Consider the following 24344-nt stretch of genomic DNA (forward strand, 5'->3'; position numbering starts at 1 on the left):
TCCTCTGTAACAAATGTTACCGTGCTCATTCCAGTGTAACAAATGTTGCGCTAAACATCTGCTTACCCTCGTAAACTTAACAAAAACAGAGACAACAATGTTAGAAAATAAAAAGGAGAGTAAACAGTGGCCAAGGAAAAGTAAAGACATGATATCGGGTCAAATTCGCACTCAACCTTTCTGCAACAATTGTTACAAATTTTCCTCAACACAGTCTATACTTTTGCATTGAAACTTATAATAAATATGAAAAAACTACTTTCAATATTAATAATTATAACAAGTGCTGGTTGGGTACAGGGGCAGGATACCCTGGTTATTTCTCAACCTGAATTTGTAGAAAAGGTTATCCAAAATAATGGAGGCGGCAAGATAGCCGAGAAACAGGCTGCTATGGCAAAGGCTGACTTTCAGCAGTCCAATGCGCTGTATTTGCCAACAGTTACGGCCTCTTACACGGCCATGCTAACCAACAACCCGTTGATGGCATTTGGATCAAAGCTGAATCAGGAGATTCTCACTCAGCAGGATTTTAACCCGGATCTGCTCAACAACCCTGATGACGTTGAAAATTATGCATCGGAAATCCAGATCTTACAACCTTTACTTAATCTGGATGGTATTTATGAGCGCAGTGCCGCCAGAATACAACATGAAGCATATCAATTAAAAGCTGAGCGAACCAAAGAGTATCTCGGGCTTGAGGCTACGAAACTTTACATGCAACTCCAATTGGTTTATGAAGCCGTGGATGTCATCGCCAGAGCTCATAAAACTGCCGGAGAAGCTGTAAAAATTGTATCTGACTATTATGATCAGGGCATGGTACAAAAAGCTGACCTACTGGATGCAAAGGTTCGGTTAAATGAAGTCAAAAGCCAGCTACAGTATGCTCAGTCTAATGTGCAGAACACCTCTGATCAGCTTCTGATACTGATGGGCGAAACTCCAGGTACTTACATCCTGTCTCCTCAAACCGGAGCTCCGCTTAACTATGACATGGCCACCTATGCTACCACGCTACCAGAAAACAGAAAAGACCTACTGGCAATGTCTAAAGCTGTAGATGGCTATGAAAGTATGTTAAAGTCTTCAAAAATGAAATTCATACCCAGGATCAATGCTTTTGGAAGCTTCCAGGTGTATGACAATGAAGCCTTTCAATTTGGGGCATCAGGATATTTGGTTGGTGCCAAAGCATCCTGGGACATTTTCAAGGGTTACTCCAACATAGCCAAAACCCATAAGGCAAGGCTGGAAGTGGAAAAAGCTAAACTGGAACAGGAAGAATATATTAGCCAGCAGCAGGCAGAATTGATCAAAGCTAACCGTATGCTGGCAGATGCCAAAAATAAGGTGGAACTGTACCAGCTTGCCTTTGATCAGGCCAATGAATCCTACAAGGTCAGAAGAGACAGGTTTGAGCAAGGTCTGGAAAAAACTGTAGATCTGCTGATGGCTGAAAGCCAAATGTATCACAAAGAACTACAGCTACAACAGGCCATTTTCGAATATAATTTCACCAAAGAGTACTTACGTTTTTTAACTAAAGAATAATTGAAAATCCAAACAAGACACACAATGAAAAAGCTTAAATATTTAATTATAATTCCGGCTATCGGCCTGCTTGCGAGCTGCGGATCGCATGATGAAGCCACGGTTCAGGAAATAGCCCCTGTCAAAGTGCAGGTAGCTACTGCCAAAGCGGTAAAAGATGCCAGAGTAATCACCGTGAGTGGAAAAATTGAGGCTGGCAACAGTGCTAACATCAGCACTCGAATGATGGGTAATGTAACTGGTGTCATGGTAAAACCAGGTGATAAGGTTAAGCAAGGGGACCTGCTGCTTACTATCTCAAGTACCGATCTGCAAGCCAAAAAGGCCCAGGTTACTTCTTCAATTACGCAGGCGAAAAGCGCCTATGATAATGCTGAGAAGGACTACAATCGATTCAAGATACTTTATGAAAAGGGAAGTGCCTCTGAAAAGGAATTTGAAAACATGGGTACCCGGCTGGACATGGCCAAAGCAGGTCTGGAAGCAGCCAGACAGATGCAAAAAGAAGTAGAAGCCCAATTTGCTTATACTAACATCAGAGCTCCTTTCTCAGGCGTTGTGGCCAATACTTTTGTAAAAGCTGGAGACATTGCCAACCCCGGTATGCCACTAGTAGCAGTAGAGGGAACCTCTAAATACGAAGCTACCGTGATGGTACCTGAATCACAGATTGCGCAAGTGCAGGTAGGTGCTGAAACCCAGGTATTGGTTAAGTCAAGTAATCAGACCATAGCCGGCAAGGTAAAAGAAGTAAGCCCTTCAGCCAAAAATACCGGAGGCCAGTTCCTGGTCAAGATAGACCTGCCCAAAACGCAGAATGTACTTCCCGGAATGTTTGTAAACGCTGATATAGAGGCCAAAAATACTGATGTTATAAACACCTCACCTCTGGTGGACAAGGATGCACTAATCCGCAACGGGCAACTAACAGGCATCTATGCGCTTAGCGCTGACAACAAAGCCATACTCCGATGGGTACTTACAGGCAAAGAGAAAGAAGGAAGCATTGAAGTCCTTTCGGGCATCAGCGATGGTGAAAAGTACATTGTAGAGCCAGAAGGAAAGCTTTTCAATGGCGCGCAAGTGGTAGTGGATCAACAACGTGAAAGAATATCTAAAACATCAAAGTAATGCAGGAGGGAATATCAGGCAAAATTGCCAATTTTTTCATTCATTCGAAGCTTACCGTGCTTTTGATGGTGGCTTTGATGATCATAGGAGTGTACAGCTCTTTCTTAATCCCAAGGGAAGAAGAGCCGCAGATCATCGTTCCCATGGCCGATGTTATGGTTGGGTACCCGGGAGCGACTCCACAGGAAGTGGAAAGCAGAGTGGTAAAACCACTGGAAAGGATCATAGCCAACATCAAAGGCGTTGAGCACATACACAGTATGGCCATGAATGGCGTGGCTGTTATGGTAGTACAGTTTTATGTAGGGGAAGATACAGAAAGGTCTTATGTAAAGCTCTACGACGAGCTGATGAAACATCAGAATATGTTTCCTGAAACAGTTTATCAGCCAGTGGTAAAAACAAGGTCGATTGACGACGTCCCCATGCTGGGCCTGACCTTATGGAGCAAAACCTACGATGACTACCAGCTCAGGTTACTGGCAGAGGAAGTAACATCTGAAATTGAAAAAGTAAAAGATGTCTCTATCACCAAGGAGATTGGCGGTCGTCCGCGTGCTTTGAGAATAGTGGTAGATAAAGACAAGATGGCCGAAAACGGTGTGGATGTACTTAGTATCATGCAAATGCTCAGGGCCAGCAACAGCAGTTCGCAATCAGGTAAGTTTGTATCGGCCGACTCTGAGTACTTACTGACTACCGGACAGTTTCTAAGCACTGCTGAAGATGTTGAAGGTATTGTGGTGGGGATCAATAACCGTCTGCCCGTCTACCTCAGTCAAGTGGCACAGGTCATTGATGGACCTGCTAAGCCAAAAGATTATGTATTCTTTGGTTATGGAAAAGCTAATGCTGACTATCCGGAAAACCCATCTACCTACCCCGCTGTCACTATATCGGTAGCCAAGGTCAAAGGTGCTGATGCCATGAAGGTATCGGATAAGATCCTGAAAAAAATAGACAGGCTTAGAAGTACCCTGATCCCGGATGAAGTGGAAGTAGAAGTAACCAGAAACTATGGTGAAACGGCTTCACACAAAGTTGGAGAATTGCTACTTCACCTGGGTGTGGCCATTGTGGCGGTAACGGTGCTGGTAATGCTGGCTATGGGCTGGAGAGGTGGACTGGTGGTATTCTTGTCTGTGCCATTAACTTTTGCTCTGACACTGTTCAGCTATTACATGCTGGGATACACGCTTAACAGGATCACACTTTTTGCCCTTGTATTTGTAGTAGGAATTGTAGTGGATGACAGTATCATTATTGCAGAAAACATGCACAGGCACTTTAAATCCAAAAAACTGCCTTTTGCCCAGGCTGCAATCTATGCGATCAACGAGGTGGGTAACCCTACCATTCTAGCCACTTTTACAGTGATTGCCGCTATTTTACCCATGGCCTTTGTGTCCGGTATGATGGGGCCTTACATGAGTCCTATGCCTATTGGTGCTTCCATAGCTATGATGCTTTCCCTGTTCGTGGCACTGACCGTCACTCCGTATCTTGGATATCACTTTCTGAGAGAAAAAGAAAAACGTGGCTCAGACAAAGCCCATGACGAAGGCCATGGCTCTGGGTGGATATACAAAGTCTATAACAAGATTGAAAAGCCATTCCTGGAAAGCAGCGTTAAGCGATGGGTCATGCTGGGAACTACAGTAGTTCTGCTGTTTGGTTCCATGGGTATGTTCTTCACCAAATCAGTGGCTGTAAAAATGCTGCCATTTGATAACAAGAATGAGTTTCAGGTGGTGATCGACATGCCCGAAGGTACCACTCTGGAACGTACCGCAGCAGTAACTTCTGAAATTGCTCAATACCTGGCTGGTGTTCCTGAAGTGGTCAACTATCAGGCTTATGCCGGCACCTCTGCCCCTATCACTTTCAATGGACTGGTAAGGCACTACGACCTGAGAGGTGGAAGCAACATGGCAGATATTCAGGTGAACCTATTGCCTAAAGAAGACCGCTCGCATGACAGCCATGAAATAGCATCCGGCGTACGCTCAGAGGTTCAAAATATTGCCAGAAAGTACAATGCCAATGTCAAGATTGTGGAAGTTCCGCCAGGTCCTCCTGTACTTTCTACTTTGGTGGCAGAGGTTTATGGTCCTGAATATAGCGAGCAGATCAAAGTAGCTCAGCAGGTAAAGGGCATTCTTGAAAACACTCAGGATGTGGTAGATGTAGACTGGTATGTAGAGGCAGGCCAGACGGAGTACAAACTGGATGTAGACCGTGAAAAGGCGATGATGCATGGTATTGTCCCTCAGCAAGTAGTGGGCAACCTCACTTACCTGATCGGCGGCCACCCGGTAAGCACGCTTTATGATGAATACGCCGACAACCCGGTAGAGATTACCATGACACTACAGGATAAGGAACAGGCTGGAATAGACCTGGTACAAACCCTGAAAGTAAAAGGCATGCAAGGCAATATGGTTCCTATCAATGATATCGTAAGTGTTAAGGAAGATGCTTTGCAGACGACCATTTATCGAAAGGACCAGAAGCGTGTAGTTTATGTGCTGGCTGACATGGCGGGAGCATTGGAAAGTCCTGCTTATGCCATCCTCGGCATGACTGAAAAACTGCAAAACATGAATTTGCCAGCAGGCTACAGTGTAAGCGAGTTGTACATGGAACAGCCTGAAGATGAATCTGACTTTGCCGTGAAGTGGGATGGTGAATGGCAAATTACTCTTGAGGTGTTCCGTGATCTGGGAGGTGCCTTCCTGGTCGTGATCATTGCCATCTATATGTTGATTGTGGGTTGGTTCCAAAACTTCAAAACACCGATTGTGATGATGTTGGCTATTCCCTTGTCCCTGATTGGTATTGTGCTAGGGCACTGGCTATTGGGAGCATTCTTTACAGCCACCTCATTCATAGGCATGATCGCTCTGGCTGGGGTAATGGTAAGAAACTCCGTTTTGCTGATCGACTTTATCGAGATCAGGCTTAAAGAGGGGGTTGATCTTAAAACAGCTATCATCGAAGCTGGAGCTGTACGAACCACTCCTATCCTGCTCACTACAGGAGCTGTAGTGATTGGTGCTTCCATCATATTGTTTGACCCTATATTCCAGGGACTGGCAATATCACTAGTAGCCGGAGCCATAGTATCTACTATGCTCACGCTGGTAGTAGTACCACTGATCTACTACATGACAGAGAGGAAAAAGTGGGAAAAGCAACAGGTGAGTTCTAAATAATTAACAGATAAGGTCATGGAATTACTAATCATAACCGCAGTTCAGTCCTACGAAGAGGACATCAAAAGACTGCTCAAAAAAAATGGTGTGAAAGCATTTTCTCACATGGATGTGAACGGCTATAAAGAACTGGCAGAAGAATCAAGGGAATCCAACTGGTTTGCCTCCGATCATAACGAACACCGGTCCGTGCTTTTCTATGCCTTTGTGGGTAACCAAGACGTAGACGAAGTCCTGAACGCTATTGACAGTTTCAATAAAGATCAGGATAACGAATCGCATGTACATGCGGTGCTTTTAGAAGTAAAAAAGAGTATTTAAAATCTAAATAAAATGAGAACAAGAATAGTACATGCAGTAGCAGGAATGTTCATTTTAATCAGCATTCTGCTCTCTATCTATGTAAATCAAAACTGGCTGTGGTTTACAGCCTTTGTCGGAGCCAATTTACTGCAATCATCGTTCACCAACTGGTGCTTGATGAACGATATATTGGCCAAAATCGGCGTTAAAGATTAAGAAATCACTTTGTGTAGTCTGTGATGTTTGGTGATGAGCCCCCCTGAGAAGGTGGGCTTGTCTTTTACCTTAAAAGCACAAAAATTAAAGCAGACCTTAATGATCTGCTTTCTCAAATAAAGCCCCCAAATGTATAGACACCGGTATACTGCTACCCCTTTGTAAATACATATTTATCTTTCACCCCGTTTTGGACCAGTACTAATTGATTGAGTTCAGGGTTAAAGATAAATTCCACACCAATCTCATCATTGATAAATCGATGACTTCCTTTATAAAGCAATGGATCATTTGGCCCTTCTTCTAGTTGGATATGCAACATATTCCCCCTTTTTGTCACCTTAAATTTACCCGGTAATCCTTCTGAAGTATAAACGCCAATATACTTATCCAGATCATCTGACGAAATCTCAGTGACTCCAAAATCAGGCCATGTAAAATGTTCATTAAAGTAGCATTTTACAACATCCTGCACGAGGCTATTCATGTTATAATTTAGTGCATTGGCGGCCACAGAGATAGCCAATTCCTCTTTAGGAAAATAAATGGTTATGGCATTAAATCCATCCAGGTTTCCTCCATGCCCAAATGCCGATCTATCACCATAATCAAATGACAGAATACCCATTCCGTAGGTACCCTGAATTGTTGTCATCATGGCTAAGCTTTGTTTTGACACCAGCCTTCCGCCAAACAGAGCCTCCATAAATCGATTTAAATCATCAGGGGTAGATACCATTGCTCCTGCACCTAAAGGAATAGACATGTCTGTCTCTGTTTCTTTGACCCATTGAGTTGAATAAGTGTAAGAGCTACTCTCGTTATCATTCAGATTGATTTTTCCTCCATAATAGGTATCTTTCAGACCAAGGGGGAAACAGATCTTCTCTTCTATCAAATCTTTAAAGCTTGAATTATAGATCTTCTCAAGCATTACCGAGAGCAATAAATAATTAGAGTTACTGTAAGCTGCTTTGCTGTTGGGAATAAAGTCACTCTCATAGGCAGCTATGATTTCAACCATCTCCTGAGGAGATTTGAACTGTGTACGATAGGCCAAGAACAATGAGTCTTTAGTAAAGCTATGGATACCACTTCTATGATTTAGCAAATTGCCTACTGTAATAAGCTCGGAATTTTCAATGGTTGGGAAGTACACCTCTATGGTCTGATCAATGCTCAATTTACTTTCTTCAATGGCTTTAAAAACCAGAGTGGCTGTAAACATTTTGGATATAGAGCCTACCCTATATTTTGTTTTGGCACCAGAGGCTTTTTGAAGCTCTATATCATCAAACCCGATGGCTTTGGAATAGACATTGGCTCCATGGTGCTGTATGGAGACACTGCCCATGAACTTATCATTTTCATAAAGCAGATCAAACAAACTATCCAGTTTGAGTGTGTTTTGATCATTTTCCCGAGTTTGACTGGTACCTCCTTGCTTCCCGCAAGAGCACAGTAGGGCAAAAAATGCGACAAAAAGTAATGTTGATTTCATGTTGTATTTTGTTTGAGTTTTTGATTTTCAAAATACTTATACGCATAACCAAGAACTATGTTATACAAGGTAGCTGCCAATAAAAAACCCATTGCCTAAAATGACACTTATTGTACCCGGTTTGATTTTGGTTTTAAGAATGTAACTCTGTTTAACGGGCAAAAATGCTCATTCTCTCAAGGCTATCGTATGCTTAGGTTATAATACAAAGCCACGATTAATGGTTTTGTTAATTTTTAAAGTTTTACTTTCGCAGAACTTCATTTAATTTGATTAAAGCCTATATTTAGTTTAATAAGTAGATTTTAATGATTCACAACGAAGATTCACGGGTAAAAATCCCAACTTTACTTCATCTTACTAGACTGGGCTACAATTACTTGTCTCTTAAAGAAGCCGTATGGGATATCAATACCAATATCTTCACGGATGTTTTCAAGGAATCCATTGGCAAAATCAATCCTGAGTTAGAAGAGTCAGATATCGGTCGTTTGTATGATGAGATATCCCTGGACTTGGAAAACGAAGACTTAGGACGTGTATTCTATCAAAAACTTATCAACCAATCCTCTCCCCGATTGATTGACTTTAAGGATTTTGCAAATAATAGCTTTCACGTTGTCACAGAATTGCCGTATGAAAAGGATGATGACAATTTTCGTCCTGACATAATTCTGCTCATTAATGGCATGCCTTTGGCCTTTATTGAGGTTAAAAAGCCAAATAATCTGGAAGGCATACAAGCCGAGCATATTCGTATTGAAAAGCGATTTAAGAATAAGAAGTTTCGAAAGTTCATCAACCTCACACAGCTGATGGTCTTCTCTAATAACATGGAGTATGATGATGAAGCCATCCAACCCTTGCAAGGAGCTTTTTATGCAACAACGGCCTATGGTAAACCAACCTTTAATTACTTCAGAGAAGAAGACAAGTTTGATTTAAATGCGTTGTTACAGCCAGAGAACCCTGGCACAGAAGATTATATTTTAAAAGACACCAACTATGTTGGCATAAAATCAACACCGGAGTTTAAAACTAACAAGAACCCGAATACACCCACTAACCGAATTTGCACTTCACTATTCCAGAAGGATCGGCTGGCATTTATATTACGCTATGCCTTTACTTATGTAGAGGAAGATTTGGGTAAGCTGGAAAAGCACATTATGCGTTACCCTCAGCTATTCGCCACGAAAGCCATTGAGCAGAAATTAGAAGAAGGTGTTAAAAAAGGGATTATATGGCACACCCAAGGATCAGGTAAAACTGCCCTGGCCTATTACAACGTCCGGTATCTTACTGACTATTTTCAGAAAAAGGGTGTCATACCTAAATTCTATTTCATTGTAGATCGCATTGATCTGGCCGAGCAGGCATCAAGAGAATTTCGGCATCGCGATTTAATAGTCCATTCGGTTAATTCTAAAGAGCAGTTTATTAAGGATATCAAGAGTACCACTGTACTTCACAATGTATCCGGAAAACGGGAAATAACGGTTGTTAATATTCAGAAGTTTGAAGATGACAAGAACGTTGTACGGAATACTGATTATCAAGTCAATATACAACGGGTCTACTTCCTGGATGAAGTGCATCGCAGCTATAATCCGAAAGGGAGTTTCCTGGCTAACCTGCAAGAATCAGATAGTAATGCCATCAAAATTGGTTTAACTGGCACCCCGCTTCTTGGAAACGATTACAATTCCAGAACGCTTTTTGGCGACTATATTCATAAATACTATTACAATAAATCGATTGCGGATGGCTATACCCTCAGGTTGATCCGTGAGGAGATAGAAACCAGCTATAAACTCACTCTACAGAAGGCACTGGAAGAAATTGAAATCCTTAAGGGGGATGCTGACCGCAAAAAGATATATGCACACCACAAATTTGCAGAACCCATGCTGGATTACATCATCATGGACTTTGAGAAGGCACGAATTACCAACGGTGACAGTTCTTTAGGGGCGATGGTCATCTGCGATTCTTCCGACCAAGCAAAGATGATGCATGAAGTATTTCAGGAAAAATATGCCCAACAGGATGAAGATGAGCTGCCGTTGGCAGCTGAGCCAACGCTTGCTTATGCTAAAAAGAAGAGCGAAAGTTATAAGGTTACTACCGCTGCACTGATTCTCCATGATATTGGCACAAAAGAAGATCGCAAGAACTTGGTCAAAGACTACAAGGCAGGTAACATTGATATCTTATTTGTTTTCAACATGTTGCTTACGGGCTTTGATGCCAAACGGCTTAAAAAGCTATATCTCGGCAGAGTAATTAAGGCACATAACCTTTTACAAGCCCTAACGCGGGTGAATCGTACCTATAAAAATTACCGGTACGGCTATGTGGTCGATTTTGCCGATATCAAAAAAGAATTTGATAAGACCAATCAGGCTTATTTTAATGAGTTACAGTCGGAGCTGGGAGACGAAATGGAAAGTTATTCCAAATTGTTCAAGACCCAGGAAGAGATCAACGCAGAGATTGATGAGATAAAAGAGGTGCTGTTTCATTTTGACACTTCCAATGCGGAGGTTTTCTCTCAACAGATTTCGCAAATTTCCGAGCGGGCTGAAATGCTTAAAATTACCCGGGTATTGAATAATGCCAGGAGTCTGTATAACCTGATTAGGCTATCCGGTAATTATGACTTATTGGATAAACTCGATTTTCATAAGCTAACAGTGCTCTCACGGGAAGCAAACGATCGACTTGCCTTAATCAATACCAAGGAAGCCTTAGAAAGTAGTGTAGATACTTCTAATCTTTTAAATATTGCATTGGAGGATGTGCTATTTGCATTTACCAAGGTGAGCGAGGAAGAAATGATATTGGCAGATGAGTATAAGGAAATATTAAGAAGAACGAGAGAAACACTAGGGGGTAATTTTGATCCGGCTGATCCCGAATTTATTTCCTTAAGGGAGGAATTGGAACGGCTCTTTAAAAAGAAAAAGCTCAATGAGATAACCAAAGAGCAAATGGAAGCCAATATTAAGGCATTGGAAAAAATACACAAAGAGGCGAAAGAACTGGAACGGAAAAATCAATTACTTAGGGCGAAGTACGATCATGACGCCAAATATACACGTTTGCATAAGCGATTGATGGAAAAAGACCCATTAACGAGTTGCGAACAAAAGTTGTTTGAAGCACTACAAGCGCTTAAATCAAAAGCGGATGAGCATGTACTGAATAACTCCAATATGTTGGACAACGAAAGCTATGTGGAGAAAATGATGATGAGACTGTTGGTGCAAGAATTAAAAAACAACCATCACCTTCCATTAACCATGGAGCGAACAAAACAAATTAATCATTTACTGGTAAAAGAATACTTAAACGAATATCACGGTAGAAGGGTATGAGCACACAAGAATTTGAAAAGAAAACAAAAGAACTGATTGACAGCCTGAAGAGCGTTTGTGCAAATCATGGGTTAGGTAACGATGGTAATGAGTTTAAGATCATTACACAGGTGTTTCTGTACAAGTTTATCAACGATAAGTTTGTACATGAAATCAAAAAACTGGATAAAGACATAGCTAAGGCTAAGAATTGGGAAGAAGCGTTAAAAGCAAAGAGTGAGGAAGACTATGAGTTTTTGATGGTGCAGCTGGATGAAAGTACCGCCCGCATTAGTCCGGATCACTTTATTTCTTCGCTGTTTGATCGACAAAATGAACCCGATTTTGCTAAGATTTTTGATGATACCTTGCTCGATATCGCCAAAGAGAACAGTGATCTATTCTCGGTGGTGACTAACAGTGGCGAAAAGGTGGTACTCTTTGAAAACATCAGTAAGTACGTGGTGGACGATCGGGATGAGTTTTGCAGAGCCATTGTAAACAAGCTGGTTGGATTTAGTTTTGAGCATATCTTTCATGAGAAGTTCGACTTTTATGCGACCATTTTTGAGTATTTAATTAAAGACTATAACACCAATAGTGGTGGTAAATATGCCGAGTATTTCACCCCACATGCGGTAGCAAAAATTATGGCGCGATGCCTCGTACATGGGGAGGTCAGTAATGTAAAATGCTATGATCCCTCAGCGGGATCGGGAACATTACTTATGAACCTGGCTCATCAGATTGGGGAAGACCGATGCACGATCTATTCGCAGGATATTTCTCAGAAGTCATCCAACTTATTGCGACTGAATTTGATACTGAACGACCTGGTGCATTCCATTCCGAACATTGTGCAAGGGAACACCATTCTTCGCCCCTACCACAAGGATAAGAACGAGCAACTGCAACAGTTCGATTTCATTGTTTCTAACCCACCTTTTAAGTTAGATTTCTCCGATTACCGCGATCAGTTGGATGTTGATGCCAATAACGAACGGTTCTTTGCCGGGATACCTAATGTGCCTAGCAAGAAGAAGGAGTCAATGGCGATTTACCTGCTCTTTTTACAGCATATTATGTACTCACTCAGTGAAAAAGGAAAAGCAGCCATTGTAGTACCTACCGGATTTATTACTGCACAAAGTGGTGTTGAAAAGAAAATACGGGAGAGGCTGGTAAAAGAGCGTATGCTGGCTGGTGTAGTAAGTATGCCAAGCAATATTTTCGCTTCAACGGGCACCAATGTGTCCATCCTGTTTATCGACAAGGAGAATAAAGAAGATGTAGTGTTAGTGGATGCTTCAGGATTGGGAACTAAAGTGAAAGTGGATGATAAAAACCAGCGAACCCTTTTATCTGAAGAAGAGGAAGATCGAATTATTAATACCTTCAATAAAAAAGAAGTGGTGGATGATTTTTCTGTAGTAGTGAGCTATGAAGATATTGAAGCAAAAAACCATTCATTAAGTGCAGGACAGTATTTTGAGGTGAAGATTGAGTATGTGGATATAACCGAAGAAGATTTTATAAATAGGCTGAATGGACATAAATCAAAACTAAATAGCTTATTCAAGGATTCTGCCCGTTTGGAAGTAGAAATTGAAAATGAGTTAAATCGTTTGATATTAAAATAATGAAATATAAGCGATTGGGTGACATTGTGAATTTTAAAAGAGGATATGACCTTCCATCATATAACAGAATTGATGGGCCATATCCAATTATTAGTTCATCTGGTAAGTCTGGATGTCACAACGAATACAAAGCTGAAGGAGAAGGTATCATTATTGGACGCTATGGTACTTTGGGGAGACCTCACTACATAAATGGAAAATATTGGCCTCATAATACTGCCTTATATGTGACAAATTTTAAGGGTAATTATCCAAAATATATTTATTATTTGCTCAGCTGCTTAGGGAATCTTCAAACAGCTGATAAAAGCACTGTCCCAGGCATTAATAGAAACGATCTTCATGAAATCAACATACCTTATATAGATAATTATCAAAAGGAAATAGCCGACGCTTTGTGGAAACTCGACTCCAAAATCGAGCTCAATAATAAAATCAATACAGAGCTGGAGGCCATGGCCAAGCTAATTTATGATTATTGGTTTGTGCAGTTTGATTTTCCCATCTCCAAAGAACAGGCTGTTTTGATGGGCAAGCCCGATTTAGAAGGAAAGCCTTATAAATCCTCTGGTGGTAAAATGGTTTATAATGAGCAGTTGAAAAGGGAGATACCTGAGGGGTGGGAGGTGAAGGAGTTGGGTGACTTGGGCAGCTTTAAAAACGGTGTAAATTATAATCCATCAAACCCTGGAAAAATTGCCTGTCCAATTATCAATGTTAGAAATATCAGTGCAAGCAGTTACTTTCTAAAAAATGAAGATTTGGATACTGTATACTTAAGGGAATCTGATGTAAAGAAATATTCCGTACACGATGGAAGTATAATTATTGCAAGGAGTGGTATTCCAGGAGCCACCAGGTTGATATCTGATATTACTGAGAATACCTTGTACTGCGGATTTGCAATTCATTATCAATTAGAGGATTTATCTCAAAAAATACCGGTCTTTTTCTTTCTCAAATCAATTGAGCAGGCAATAAATCAAGGTTCAGGGGGAACAATTCTAAAGAATGTAAATCAAGGAACACTAAATGCCTTGAAAATTGTATTGCCAGAGACTGGTAATAATCTTCTTAAAAGATTTAATGACAAGATTCAGCCAATGTTTGATAAGATTAACCTGATTCAAAAAGAAAACCAAAAACTCTCCGAGCTTCGGGATTGGCTATTGCCTATGCTAATGAATGGGCAAGTAACCATTAAAGATGCCGTGCACTATGTAAACGAGCATACCGTAAGCATGGCCGCTGAGGGAAAGGAGGGGTATGGAGAATAGTCCTACTATAAACTATGCAGGGGAAACTGTCCCCATTTCTAATGATCTAATAGCAAAATGCCAAGCGCATGTTTCGGGATTATCGAGCAAAAACAAATATAAGTTTGAGGAGTTGTTTTTTCCTGTCAAAAACGAATATCACAGAAATACTTCCATATGGCTGAGTATCTATAACAATTGGGATAAAGACGAATACAAAGAAGCCGAAAAACCTGAGTCAGAACAGAGAAGTAAAAATGAGGTGAAAGGACTTTATATCTTTTATGAAAATCATAAGGCCATCTATGTGGGGATATCGAGGAAGATATTAAGAAGATTAAAGAACCATTTTCGAGGTACAACCCATAATGAAGCCAGCTTAGTTTATCTCATGTTAAGAGACAAGCACGACAAAAAGCATAAACTGTATAAAGGTAATCGATCAGATTTAAAGCTGTTTGAAGATGAAAGAGAAATGGTCCAAACTGAAATGCTAGCCAATTGGAAAATTGCCATTATTCCCATAGAAGATAATTATGAAATGTATTTAACGGAGCTTTTAATTGCTTGTGAGCTAAAGACGAAGTGGAATACGTTTGAAACGCATTAATTAAAAGATCAAAAAATGAGTGGATTTAAACTTTTGGCAATTCGCCCTCTAAAAGGTTGTCATCCTGACTATCATAAAGTTCTTGTTCCAGGAGAAATTTATCAGTTTTATCAAGACTATAAATTTGAAATGGACGGATCAGAAGTTTCTGAAATAAAACATACGTCAACCGTTCCTGAAAACCTGTACGATGTTGGTGATTTAAAAGTAAGTATCTCTGCTATAGTTGGCAAGAATGGTTCAGGCAAAAGTACAATTACTGAATTGTTGTATTATTTATTAAGGCTCAGATTTATAATAAGGCTTACCGAAAAAAGCTTATCGATTCATTCCCTGACCTTTTAACACATCCTAGTTTATCCAATAGAATCTTTGTGGGAAATTATACTGAACCATTAGAGATCCATAAACGTCCTTTAGCCAAGTTCACCCAAGATATTGCACGTCAACTGGGACTGATCTAGTGTTTAGCCCCTCAGCAATTTATCATGTAACAAAAAAACCGATCATTTCTGACCGGCCTCCTTAAAATCAACTCCTCACCACAAACTTCACCCCTTCAAAAACCTTAACCGGATTCCCGCGCTGTAGAGACAAATGCTCCCGCCATTGTTCATCTATTCTCTCCTGTATCTTATCGATGTCGAGCTGGCTAAGGGCCAGTTTTATTTTCTCAATGGCTGCCTTTTTATTTTGCAGTTGAGACTTTGAATCGCTGGCCGCAGCGGTTATGCCGGATGGCTTGTGAGTTACTCTCACTGCCGTTTCCACTTTGTTTCGATGCTGACCACCCGGACCCGATGCCCTATAAGTATCGAAGGTAAGGTCAGATTCTTTGTAGTCATGATACTCTGTCTCCATGAATAAACTAATACCCACAAACCAGTTCTTTCTTTTATGAAATTTCCGGTAAGGGCTCTTACCTATCCACTGCACAGTACCTTCCCATTCTCCTGCTTTTCCTCTTGCCTCCTCGCCACTAACTTGTATTAAACAAGAGTTGAGCGTACCTGGCTCTGACCCTTTACTTCTGCTTATGGTTTTACCAACCAAACCCGCAGCTTTAAAGTCCGAAAGTACGTGTTTGAGCAGCTGCGCAACTACCCAGGCACATTCTGCCGGCCCCCTGCCGGCAGATATCTGCATGTATATATTGTCTTTTTTTGAATTCATAACCGTTAATTTTTGTCCATTCTTACAATTTTGGGTAAAAACTGACCTATAACTTCCACCAGGTCTTTCTGGCTCTTCATCACCTCCTCGATGTTTTTGTAAGCTATAGGAGCTTCATCAGTACCTCCTCCAATAAGGGTAACTTTGTGCTCACTCAGCAACTTCTTCATGGCACTGCCAGAAATAGACTCTCTCGCTGCCTGTCGCGACATCTTCCTTCCTGCGCCATGCGATGCGCTTTGTAAAGCACCCTCATGGCCTTTACCTCTAACGATAAAGCCCGGTGCCGTCATCGATCCCGGTATGATTCCCAATTCGCCTTCACTGGCAGGGGTTGCTCCTTTTCGATGAACAATCAACTCTTCACCTTCTGCTTGCTTTTCCTTCCATGCGAAATTGTGATGGTTCTCAATGTTGATCACCGGCTTAATGCCCAAGTACTTACTTAAATGATGATGTATCTGATCATGACATGCCTTGGCGTAATCACCTGCCAGATTCATGGATAGCCAGTATTCCTGTCCTTCTTCTGTCGACAGATCGAGCCAGGCCAGGTGCCGTGCACTCTTTGGCAGCAGACACTTCTCCATGGCGATGCCCATGTAGTGCTTAGCAATGGAAGCTCCCAGGCCACGCGAACCGGAATGAGACAATAAACCAATATACTCTCCCGCAGGTAAGTCCAGTCCATTATCATTCGCCAAACTAACCAACCCAAACTCCACAAAATGATTTCCTGAACCGGACGTACCCAATTGCTTGACGGCTTTTCCATGCAACTGCTTCAGAAGACTTGTTGCACCAAACTCTGTGCGATCCAGTATTTCATGCTCCTGTGTGATACCCAACTCACCACCTGTACCAAAATTGGTTCTCTCTTTCAGCGAAGATTTGAACCGATAGGCATGCTTTTGCAGGTACCTTGAATCCAGATCATAAATACTCAGGCTCATTCTACAACCTATGTCCAGCCCTACTCCGTAAGGGATCGCCGCATTTTCGGCGGCTAACACCCCACCAATGGGCAGGCCATACCCCTGATGCGCGTCTGGCATCATGGCCCCCTTTCTGGCAATAGGCAGCCTCATGGCCAACTCCATTTGCTGATAGGCATTACTGGTAATATGCTTTCTCCCAAACACCTGAAACTGGCCACCATCTTTAAGCAGTGGTATTTCAGATTTCTCCTTCAGCACCTCCACGGGCTGAAATTCCCTGGCTAAAGTGTTCCAATGTTCATGATCCAGATAGTCTGTATAGTGTTGTTTTACATCATGTAGTAATGCTAATTGCTCCTCTTTCGAGGAATGTTTATAATGTTTTGAAATGATATCAATAGCCAAACTAATGGCCTGATTATTTGAATAATTAATTTTCCTAAGGTCTTTCCCCTTGAGTTTACTCTTGCCCATAAAGCGTTTTGATAAACGAATAGAAAAGTGAGGACACAGCAGTGCCAACACATTTCTGAAATAATTTAATTGAGATTGGCGACCGGAAATTTGGGTATAAAAAAAGTCCTGATGGAAAACCATCAGGACCGGATACATCTTTATCAGTAAGCGCTTGTTACTTAATCCGGTCTATAGTTCGATATGATAATATTGCACCAACATAATGCCTCCTTTCTTAAATGAGGATGAGTTTGCAAAGGTATTACGGTTTTATTGATGAATCCAAGGGAAAAGTTAATTTTTAAAACATGTTACTGGTGATTCAATTTCCTAATTTATTAGAACCGCTCAAATTATCATTTAACGATGGAGTAGCATACTATATCAATTTAAACGTTCTAATGACATACCAGCTTAAATAAATAGACCGCAGGAAGTATAAACTTACCACGGTCTCAAAAAATGTTCTGCTAAAACTAACAGCTTGCCGCTTGAATTCTGTAAAACCTTCTCTTACCTATCTTAATTTTAAATATTTGGTTATCAGAAGTTGAATCGTCCATCATTGGTATTTTATAATAAGGGTCTACAATTTTATTATCGTCAATAGAAACTGCGCCCTGACTTATCAAACGCCTTATTTCGCCAGATGAACTATTCTTCATAATATTGGAATGTATCAATTGATACAACGGGTCGGTCATATTGGAAACGTTGATCAATGGAGTATCTTCAGGAAATTCGTTTTTAGAAAAAGTGGTGATAAACCATTCTTTCTCCTGATCTGCCTCTTCCTGTGAATAATATCGTTTTACAATTTCACAGCCGAGATTAATTTTGGAATCCCGTGGGCTTAGTATTTTACTGTCCATATCAGCCTCTATTTTCTCTACATCTGCCAAGCTCATATCCGTGTATACTCTCATCCAGTCGGTGATATCTTTATCTGGCAGCGACATTACTTTACCAAACATATCCCTGGCCGAGTCTGTAATAGCTACATAGTTCCCCAGACTTTTGCTTTGTTTATTAATTCCGCATAAGCCATTAGTGATTTTAGTAGTTATTATGACTTGTTCACTTAGATCAAATTTCTTTTGATAGAATTTACCCATCATCTCATTAAAGAGTTGGTCGGAGCCTACAATGGTCAGATCAGATTTTATCATCACCGAGTCATATCCTTGTATGATAGGGTATAATAATTCATTGATGTAGATATCAGTTTCGCTTTCGATCCGTTTTTTGAACATATCTCTACTAATCAAACGGCTATGTGTAACCATCTGAAACAAGGAAAACAATTCTGATATCGACATTTTAGAGTACCATTCAGAGTTTCTTCTGATCTCGAACACTTCCTCCCGGGTATCCAGCACTTTAGATACCTGTCGAATAAACTCCTCTGCATTTTTTTCAATGGCCTCCTGGGTCATAATCTTTCTGGTGGATAGTTTACCAGTGGGGTCACCAATAGTTGTGGTAAAATCTCCCAGTAGAAATACAACCTTATGTCCATAGTTTTGAAACTCTCTCATCATCCACAGGTTCACGGCATGACCTATGTGTAGAAACGGTGCTGTCAGATCTACTCCATATTTTATAATCAGCTGCTTCTTCTCCTTAATTTTATTTTCCAGTTCTTCCCTGGAAAAAAAGTCCTCTGTTGTTCTTTCAATTTTCTCAAATAGTTGCATATCAATCTTCTATAGTTATAGTTTTGGTGAATTTTTCAAAATAATCCTGAACTTTGCTGATGCCGCTAAGACGATATCCCCCCCAGGGAAGTATTGATTTTTGTTCTATCTGAAGTTTATTCCTGGTGATTCTGCTCACATTGTTCCTGGCTTTCAATTCAGTATAAAGACTAGATTCTGATGAAGATGAGTAAAACGAGATTTGAAGACCATATCTATACAAACTAAGTAACTTCCTCACTTCCCCGATATTATTGTATGGTATACATATAGCCACCATTCCGTTAAGGTCTTCGTTCAACAATTTTATTGCCTCCTGAATATTCACGGTAATTACGCCCGAAACAGGTTTTTCCCAATCATCACCTATCAATGCATTCAGCTTAATACCCAGTTGTTCTTCATTTGCGGATATCTGCCCATCCTTTTCCTGATACTTTTTGACTAAAATATTAGAGTAGTAAGAAGTAAACGCTTTAATGTATGGCTGAGGAATGAAAACCAGGTTAGGCGAGGAACATATGCTTCCCTTACAGAAAAGCTTAGAATGAGCAATTTTTGTTGCATAAGTTTTAATGAGGTCATCGTCTCCACTTTCAATTATGGAAAGTGTCTGTCCACTACCCTCCAGTATAGGATACACGCCCTGATTTGCGCAGGCATTTAATAAAGATGGAAAGTGATGAGAGCCCCCTTGATAGAGCAAAAGGTCTATCTGCTGATCTTTGAATACTTTTTCTATGTTAAAGTCATCCTCTTTCTCCAGGAAGACAACCTCTGGCATAACCTTGTTACATATAGACCTGAATAGCATGAATGTTTGGGGGCAACGCCTGCTGTGTAAAATAAAGGGGCTATTACCCATAGCGATTGCACTAGTTATAACAATAGGCAGCGTGGGAATAATAGAATTTACCGGGGGCACAAAAAGGATGTTCCCCCAGCCACACCTTCTGAGTGTAAAGGAACTTTCTATACTATGATAAAGGGCCGCTTCTTGTGCCCAAAGCTTTTTCCTACCTTCAAGTGAGACAGATAGGTTTTTAAAAAAATGATCCATATCCTCCCATAGTGCTTCCACCTCCTCAGGTGTATAACCTATTTCTCCTGCATACACTTTTATGAGCAAATCCTTGTGCTGAAGCAGTGCTTTATAGAATGGGGATATATTTTTATTATGTATTAAACTCATGATTGAAATGCCTTAGTTTTTCTATGTTGATCCATCTTTTTGAGATGCTGTCTATACAGTTATCAGCTTCATGTATTCTATATGAAAGTACCAGGTGCAGCAATTTTTTTAATTCGTTTGGATGGATATCACCTTGGCCATACCTTATTTCAAGGTCCTCATATTTGTGAATTTCAGGAGGCAGAACCATACGGCAATATTGCCATGGGTAAACACTGTTTCTAAAAATGCTTAGAAGCACATTGTCCTTTACTATGCCAGGGGGAGCAAATACTGAACTGATTTTTTCCTTAAGACTATAATTGGATTCGTGTATGGATATCCTGGTTTTGCTGCTGCTTTTATTTAGATTACCGCCTTTAATATCATTGGGCTGCTTGAGGTATATAATATCTATACAGTCTGCATAAGGAGCTCTGAATTTAAAGAACACCTTCATAAGGTCCGTACTTTCCAGAAGATTGTATACCTTTTCCTGGTTTCTATACCCCAAAATGACATTAGATTCAGTAAATAATGCATCCAGGCACTGCATAAAAGGAAACAGGTATAATCCTAACCGGTTAATTGCAGTTACTTCTTTTGGCAAACTTTCCCTAACAGTAGAAATGGACTCTGTACCACTAAAAATAACCAGGCACTTCAGGTAATCCTCCATGTTCATCATTTCTGTAGAGGTGGTCAGGCGGAAGTTCTTAAAATTACAGAAAGACCTGAAGAAATGCTCAAAATAACTCTTTCTACCTCCTATAGACTCAAGGTCTATATCCTTGGAAAAATGAGTAAGCAGGTCTGCAAGGGTAATATTCACCGCATACCCTCTTTGGTGTAAGCTTTTAAGGAGGTTGATAACCGGGTCGTAACCAAAATGCATAGGTGTGGTAGGTGTGAGACCCCAGGTAACATTCCTGGTGTTTTTAAAAGCTTCACTCAAAATGATATCTTCCTGTTCTTCAAAGTGGTTTATAAAATGTTTTCTGATTTTCATAGTATTTTCTTTATATATGGTATGCCACCCTGAGCTTAAAAGTCATTTTTAAAGCTCTTTTTCAGAAGTTATAAGTTCGCTAATAATATATCTGTAGTTATATTTTAAGAATATGATAAGTGCGATCATACAGCAGACAGCGCCAGTAATATTTGGCATATTATAACTGATATTTTCCAGTACACTGGCTATCAATGGTGCTATTATAATTGTGACCGATTTTATGGCTTCTTGACGGCCAATTATGGTACCGGCTCCTTCTTTTTCACGTGTAGAATAGTTAATGAAATTGGGGCGCCATATACCATTGGAAACTGGAAGAATGACACTGAGAATGATCAAACCAGTGAAGCTATCAGGCAGTAGAAACAGTAACAGCCCTGCACTATAAGTAGCTGTACACACTAATATGATAGTATGTATGTATTTCTGGTTAGACACTCTTGGAGTTAAAAAAAGCTGGGTGAGTACGAGGTATATACCAATGACCGAGTAAAAAAAGCCCAGCTGCCTGGTAGAAACCCCTATTTTGTCCAACAGATAGATTGCAGAAGACTGTGTATAAATAGTCATGCCAAGGGAAAAAAAGAAGTAAACAGCCAGGGCACTGATCTGCAGCTTTCTTAACAAGCCCTGATCCACTACACTGGTACTCTTTTTTGGTATAGGAATGGGTACCCCGGTGGAGATTACAACTAGCGAAACAAAGCACGCAGTTAGAGCAATACTGGTAATTATAAAGGGCGTATTAAAGTAAAAGTACGTACTGATTTCCGGGTCTGCTAAAAAAGATCCTGCTGATGGAGCTATAATAAAGCTGACTCCAAAAAGCGCACCTAACTGACTATTGAACTTAAGCCGCTCAGCTTCACTTTTAGCCAGAAAAAACAGGGTGGAATAAACAATAGGTATATTTCCGGAAAAGAAACCAATACAAAACCTACTTACAAACAGAAGTAAAAGGTCATCTGTAAGTATCCCATAGCTAAATGCCATATAAGCTCCCGCATTAAAAAGAATGGTTAGCTTAAGGATTAACTTTCCGGAGTATTTATCTGACAAGGCGCCCAGAATGTATGCACCTATCATATACCCCAGCCCAAACACAGACACCAGATAGAAATAGATAGTATTAAGGTCATTAAAAAAGCCTTTACCGGTAAATTCTGTTTTAAGGTATGAAGGCAGTATAGTGATCACCATATTAACCCCCATCATATCTATAAATGCACATACAAAAATTAGAAGTATAAAAGCTTTTCTCATTCTAGAATGATCTTTTCCACTTCATCTCTGGAAAGCTCTATGGCACAGGAAACCCTTCTTTTATCCGGGTCAAAATTCACTTTATGAGTAAAGTCTCTTTTATTTTTATCGTATAGATGAATTCCCCCTCCATTTGAGTTTAGAATGACGATATTACCATCTTTCAGAATAATGGAGTCCTGTATCCAGTCAAAGTCCTGATGACCTATCTTTTCTAACACCTTCAAATTTCGATCAAGAAGATAGGTACAGTTTCCCTTGGTATCAGATACTATAAACTGATCTCCAAACCTGTGAATACCATGCGGACAGGTGAGTCCTTTCAGAATAGATGTTATCTTTCGGGTATTTTTATTGATCAAAATTACCTCTCCCTGATGAAACAGGGTTGCCAGTATTTCATCCGGTGAGTACTCCTCAATGCAATTAACATGAGTAGTATGGGTAAGCGTACTACTAAAAGTTTCGTCATACTGGTAGAGCCGGTTTTCGTCTATGAAAACTTTTTCCCCAAGTTTATTCGTATTATATCCATACTCGGGAGCTGACCACCTCCATTTAATACCTTTTCCGTCCAAACAGATTTCCACCAGCGTGTCTATGTTAGTGCATGTCACATAGAAGGAGTTGCCCACTTGAGATTTTTTCATAGCATGCAGCCCGTTAAAGAAAGGGTTATTAATACGATATGTCTTCTCACCTCCTGCAAAGGCCTGTATGTAGTACTCACTTGCGATAAACAATTCATTTCCATGTATCAGCAAGCCCATAGGGCAGGTGATGTCTATATGCTTCAGATTGTATATATCTCCAGTAGACATGTCCACCTGAATAGCTGAAACTACCCCTCCAAGCTCTTCAGAGGAAACCTTTCCCGTTTCTGTCCGGCCTCTTCCTACTTTTCCATTAAGAGCCTTCCATTGTTTTTTAATCTTTTTGATACCCTCGGAATTACTGAACCCAAAGGCAAGAAGGAGAAATATACTATTTTCAATATCCTGAACAGGGTGGATATTATCTTGAAAATCCCAGTTCGTGCTGATCATAAAAGTCTGATAGTTTAAAGTAAATGCTGCCTATGAGTTTCTTTTTTTCACCTCCGGCATAGTCTTTTTTATTTAGGTTTACTATTGCTTCCATTTCTGGCTTCAGGCAAGGTAATAGCGTATTAAGGTCATTGTGATATTCTTTCAACCCTTCCATCTTTAATTTATAATTTAGGGCATAGTGTATCTGGGCTATTTCATCTACTATTACCGCCAAGTCCATAAGGTGTTCGAACTCATTTTTCCAGTTTTTGCGGTGATTCCACCAAGTTAACTTGTTGTTTAACCTGTTAAGAAATTCCTGAGCCACAACCCTAAATATCAATCGATTAGCATCCAAAAAAAGACAACAGTAGTTGGCTACAAGGTTATCAGCATCATATAGAATGTGACTGGAGATGAATTTATGCTGTATCAGAGCCTGGTTTTTCAGGAATAGTTCTATATCCGCATTTTCATAAATTGCGATTAAGTTCTTTATTTCCTCCATGGTAAAAAGCTTCACGCTAACCTCCCCATCCTCACACCACCACACCTCTGTTTTACCTGTAGTGAAATACTCCGGGTAGTTATCGTTACAGTCCAATACTTCGGATAAGTGCGCTTTAAACTGCTCTTTTGCTATGCCAGGTTTTAATAAAAAGCATATATCCAAGTCAGATTGAATCTTATTGGTCCCTATTGCTCTGGACCCACACACCCAAAAAGAGTTAGCCCATGTGGATGTGTGAGTTATCAGATCCTGAAGCAGCCCCATGTACTTTGAAGACTTTAGAGTAGGTTGTTTTACTTCCATACAG

General features: G+C 40.4%; 19 protein-coding genes. 10 read left to right on the forward strand and 9 right to left on the reverse strand.

Annotated features, from left to right (window positions below; translation table 11 throughout):
• The first annotated feature begins 246 nt into the window (after nucleotides 1-246).
• The 5 genes from JMN32_RS18805 to JMN32_RS18825 are packed head-to-tail and all read left to right on the forward strand — an operon-like array spanning nucleotide 247 to nucleotide 6422.
• Complete coding sequence (locus JMN32_RS18805) at nucleotides 247-1557, forward strand: TolC family protein (protein WP_202857911.1); 1311 nt, start codon at nucleotides 247-249, stop codon at nucleotides 1555-1557.
• A 24-nt stretch (nucleotides 1558-1581) separates the two neighbouring features.
• Nucleotides 1582-2688 (forward strand): efflux RND transporter periplasmic adaptor subunit, encoded by a 1107-nt coding sequence (locus tag JMN32_RS18810; protein WP_202857912.1) that lies wholly within the window; start codon nucleotides 1582-1584, stop codon nucleotides 2686-2688.
• Complete coding sequence (locus tag JMN32_RS18815; RefSeq protein ID WP_202857913.1) at nucleotides 2688-5903, forward strand: efflux RND transporter permease subunit; 3216 nt, start codon at nucleotides 2688-2690, stop codon at nucleotides 5901-5903. The genes JMN32_RS18810 and JMN32_RS18815 overlap by 1 nt, the downstream gene beginning before the upstream one ends.
• Nucleotides 5904-5918: 15 nt before the next feature.
• Entirely contained in the window at nucleotides 5919-6224 is a 306-nt protein-coding gene (locus JMN32_RS18820; protein WP_202857914.1) for a hypothetical protein, read from the forward strand.
• 12 nt (nucleotides 6225-6236) lie between these two features.
• The gene (locus JMN32_RS18825; protein WP_202857915.1) at nucleotides 6237-6422 is read left to right on the forward strand and encodes a YgaP family membrane protein; all 186 of its coding nucleotides are present in this window, start codon (nucleotides 6237-6239) and stop codon (nucleotides 6420-6422) included.
• 151 nt (nucleotides 6423-6573) lie between these two features.
• Here the strand turns inward: JMN32_RS18825 and JMN32_RS18830 are convergent, their stop codons facing one another.
• Complete coding sequence (locus tag JMN32_RS18830) at nucleotides 6574-7923, reverse strand: serine hydrolase domain-containing protein (protein WP_202857916.1); 1350 nt, start codon at nucleotides 7921-7923, stop codon at nucleotides 6574-6576.
• Between the two features lie 308 nt (nucleotides 7924-8231).
• Between JMN32_RS18830 and JMN32_RS18835 the strand changes: the two genes are divergently transcribed.
• Genes JMN32_RS18835 through JMN32_RS18855 form a run of 5 tightly spaced genes read left to right on the forward strand, consistent with a single transcriptional unit; the run spans nucleotide 8232 to nucleotide 15133 of the window.
• On the forward strand, nucleotides 8232-11303 hold the full coding sequence (locus tag JMN32_RS18835; protein ID WP_202857917.1) for a type I restriction endonuclease subunit R: 3072 nt from the start codon (nucleotides 8232-8234) through the stop codon (nucleotides 11301-11303).
• Entirely contained in the window at nucleotides 11300-12922 is a 1623-nt protein-coding gene (locus JMN32_RS18840; RefSeq protein WP_202857918.1) for an HsdM family class I SAM-dependent methyltransferase, read from the forward strand. Before JMN32_RS18835 ends, JMN32_RS18840 begins: the two co-directional genes overlap by 4 nt.
• The gene (locus JMN32_RS18845; RefSeq protein WP_202857919.1) at nucleotides 12922-14199 is read left to right on the forward strand and encodes a restriction endonuclease subunit S; all 1278 of its coding nucleotides are present in this window, start codon (nucleotides 12922-12924) and stop codon (nucleotides 14197-14199) included. The genes JMN32_RS18840 and JMN32_RS18845 overlap by 1 nt, the downstream gene beginning before the upstream one ends.
• Nucleotides 14189-14788, forward strand: a complete 600-nt coding sequence (locus tag JMN32_RS18850; RefSeq protein ID WP_202857920.1) for a GIY-YIG nuclease family protein — start codon at nucleotides 14189-14191, stop codon at nucleotides 14786-14788. The genes JMN32_RS18845 and JMN32_RS18850 overlap by 11 nt, the downstream gene beginning before the upstream one ends.
• 15 nt (nucleotides 14789-14803) lie before the next feature.
• Nucleotides 14804-15133, forward strand: coding sequence for an AAA family ATPase (locus JMN32_RS18855; RefSeq protein ID WP_202857921.1), 330 nt, complete (start codon nucleotides 14804-14806; stop codon nucleotides 15131-15133).
• 186 nt (nucleotides 15134-15319) lie between these two features.
• On the opposite strand, the gene prfH is transcribed toward JMN32_RS18855, so the two are convergent.
• From prfH to JMN32_RS18895, 8 genes are all read right to left on the reverse strand, one after another.
• The gene (prfH, locus tag JMN32_RS18860) at nucleotides 15320-15961 is read right to left on the reverse strand and encodes a peptide chain release factor H (protein ID WP_202857922.1); all 642 of its coding nucleotides are present in this window, start codon (nucleotides 15959-15961) and stop codon (nucleotides 15320-15322) included.
• A gap of 5 nt (nucleotides 15962-15966) precedes the next feature.
• The gene (locus JMN32_RS18865; RefSeq protein WP_202857923.1) at nucleotides 15967-17373 is read right to left on the reverse strand and encodes an RtcB family protein; all 1407 of its coding nucleotides are present in this window, start codon (nucleotides 17371-17373) and stop codon (nucleotides 15967-15969) included.
• A gap of 458 nt (nucleotides 17374-17831) precedes the next feature.
• A complete protein-coding gene (gene tyrS, locus JMN32_RS18870; RefSeq protein WP_202857924.1) occupies nucleotides 17832-19052 on the reverse strand; it encodes a tyrosine--tRNA ligase in 1221 nt (406 codons plus the stop codon).
• A 1-nt stretch (nucleotide 19053) separates the two neighbouring features.
• Nucleotides 19054-20244: an aldehyde dehydrogenase family protein gene (locus JMN32_RS18875; RefSeq protein ID WP_202857925.1), complete on the reverse strand. Its 1191-nt coding sequence runs from the start codon at nucleotides 20242-20244 to the stop codon at nucleotides 19054-19056.
• Entirely contained in the window at nucleotides 20228-21232 is a 1005-nt protein-coding gene (locus JMN32_RS18880) for a nucleotidyl transferase family protein (protein ID WP_202857926.1), read from the reverse strand. The genes JMN32_RS18875 and JMN32_RS18880 overlap by 17 nt, the downstream gene beginning before the upstream one ends.
• 48 nt (nucleotides 21233-21280) lie before the next feature.
• Entirely contained in the window at nucleotides 21281-22498 is a 1218-nt protein-coding gene (locus JMN32_RS18885; RefSeq protein ID WP_202857927.1) for an MFS transporter, read from the reverse strand.
• A complete protein-coding gene (locus JMN32_RS18890) occupies nucleotides 22495-23544 on the reverse strand; it encodes a hypothetical protein (RefSeq protein ID WP_202857928.1) in 1050 nt (349 codons plus the stop codon). The genes JMN32_RS18885 and JMN32_RS18890 overlap by 4 nt, the downstream gene beginning before the upstream one ends.
• Nucleotides 23513-24340: a hypothetical protein gene (locus JMN32_RS18895; protein ID WP_202857929.1), complete on the reverse strand. Its 828-nt coding sequence runs from the start codon at nucleotides 24338-24340 to the stop codon at nucleotides 23513-23515. The genes JMN32_RS18890 and JMN32_RS18895 overlap by 32 nt, the downstream gene beginning before the upstream one ends.
• Between the last annotated feature and the right edge of the window lie 4 nt (nucleotides 24341-24344).

Origin of the sequence: Fulvivirga marina (genome assembly GCF_016775155.1) — a bacterium.
GTDB classification, from domain to species: domain Bacteria; phylum Bacteroidota; class Bacteroidia; order Cytophagales; family Cyclobacteriaceae; genus Fulvivirga; species Fulvivirga marina.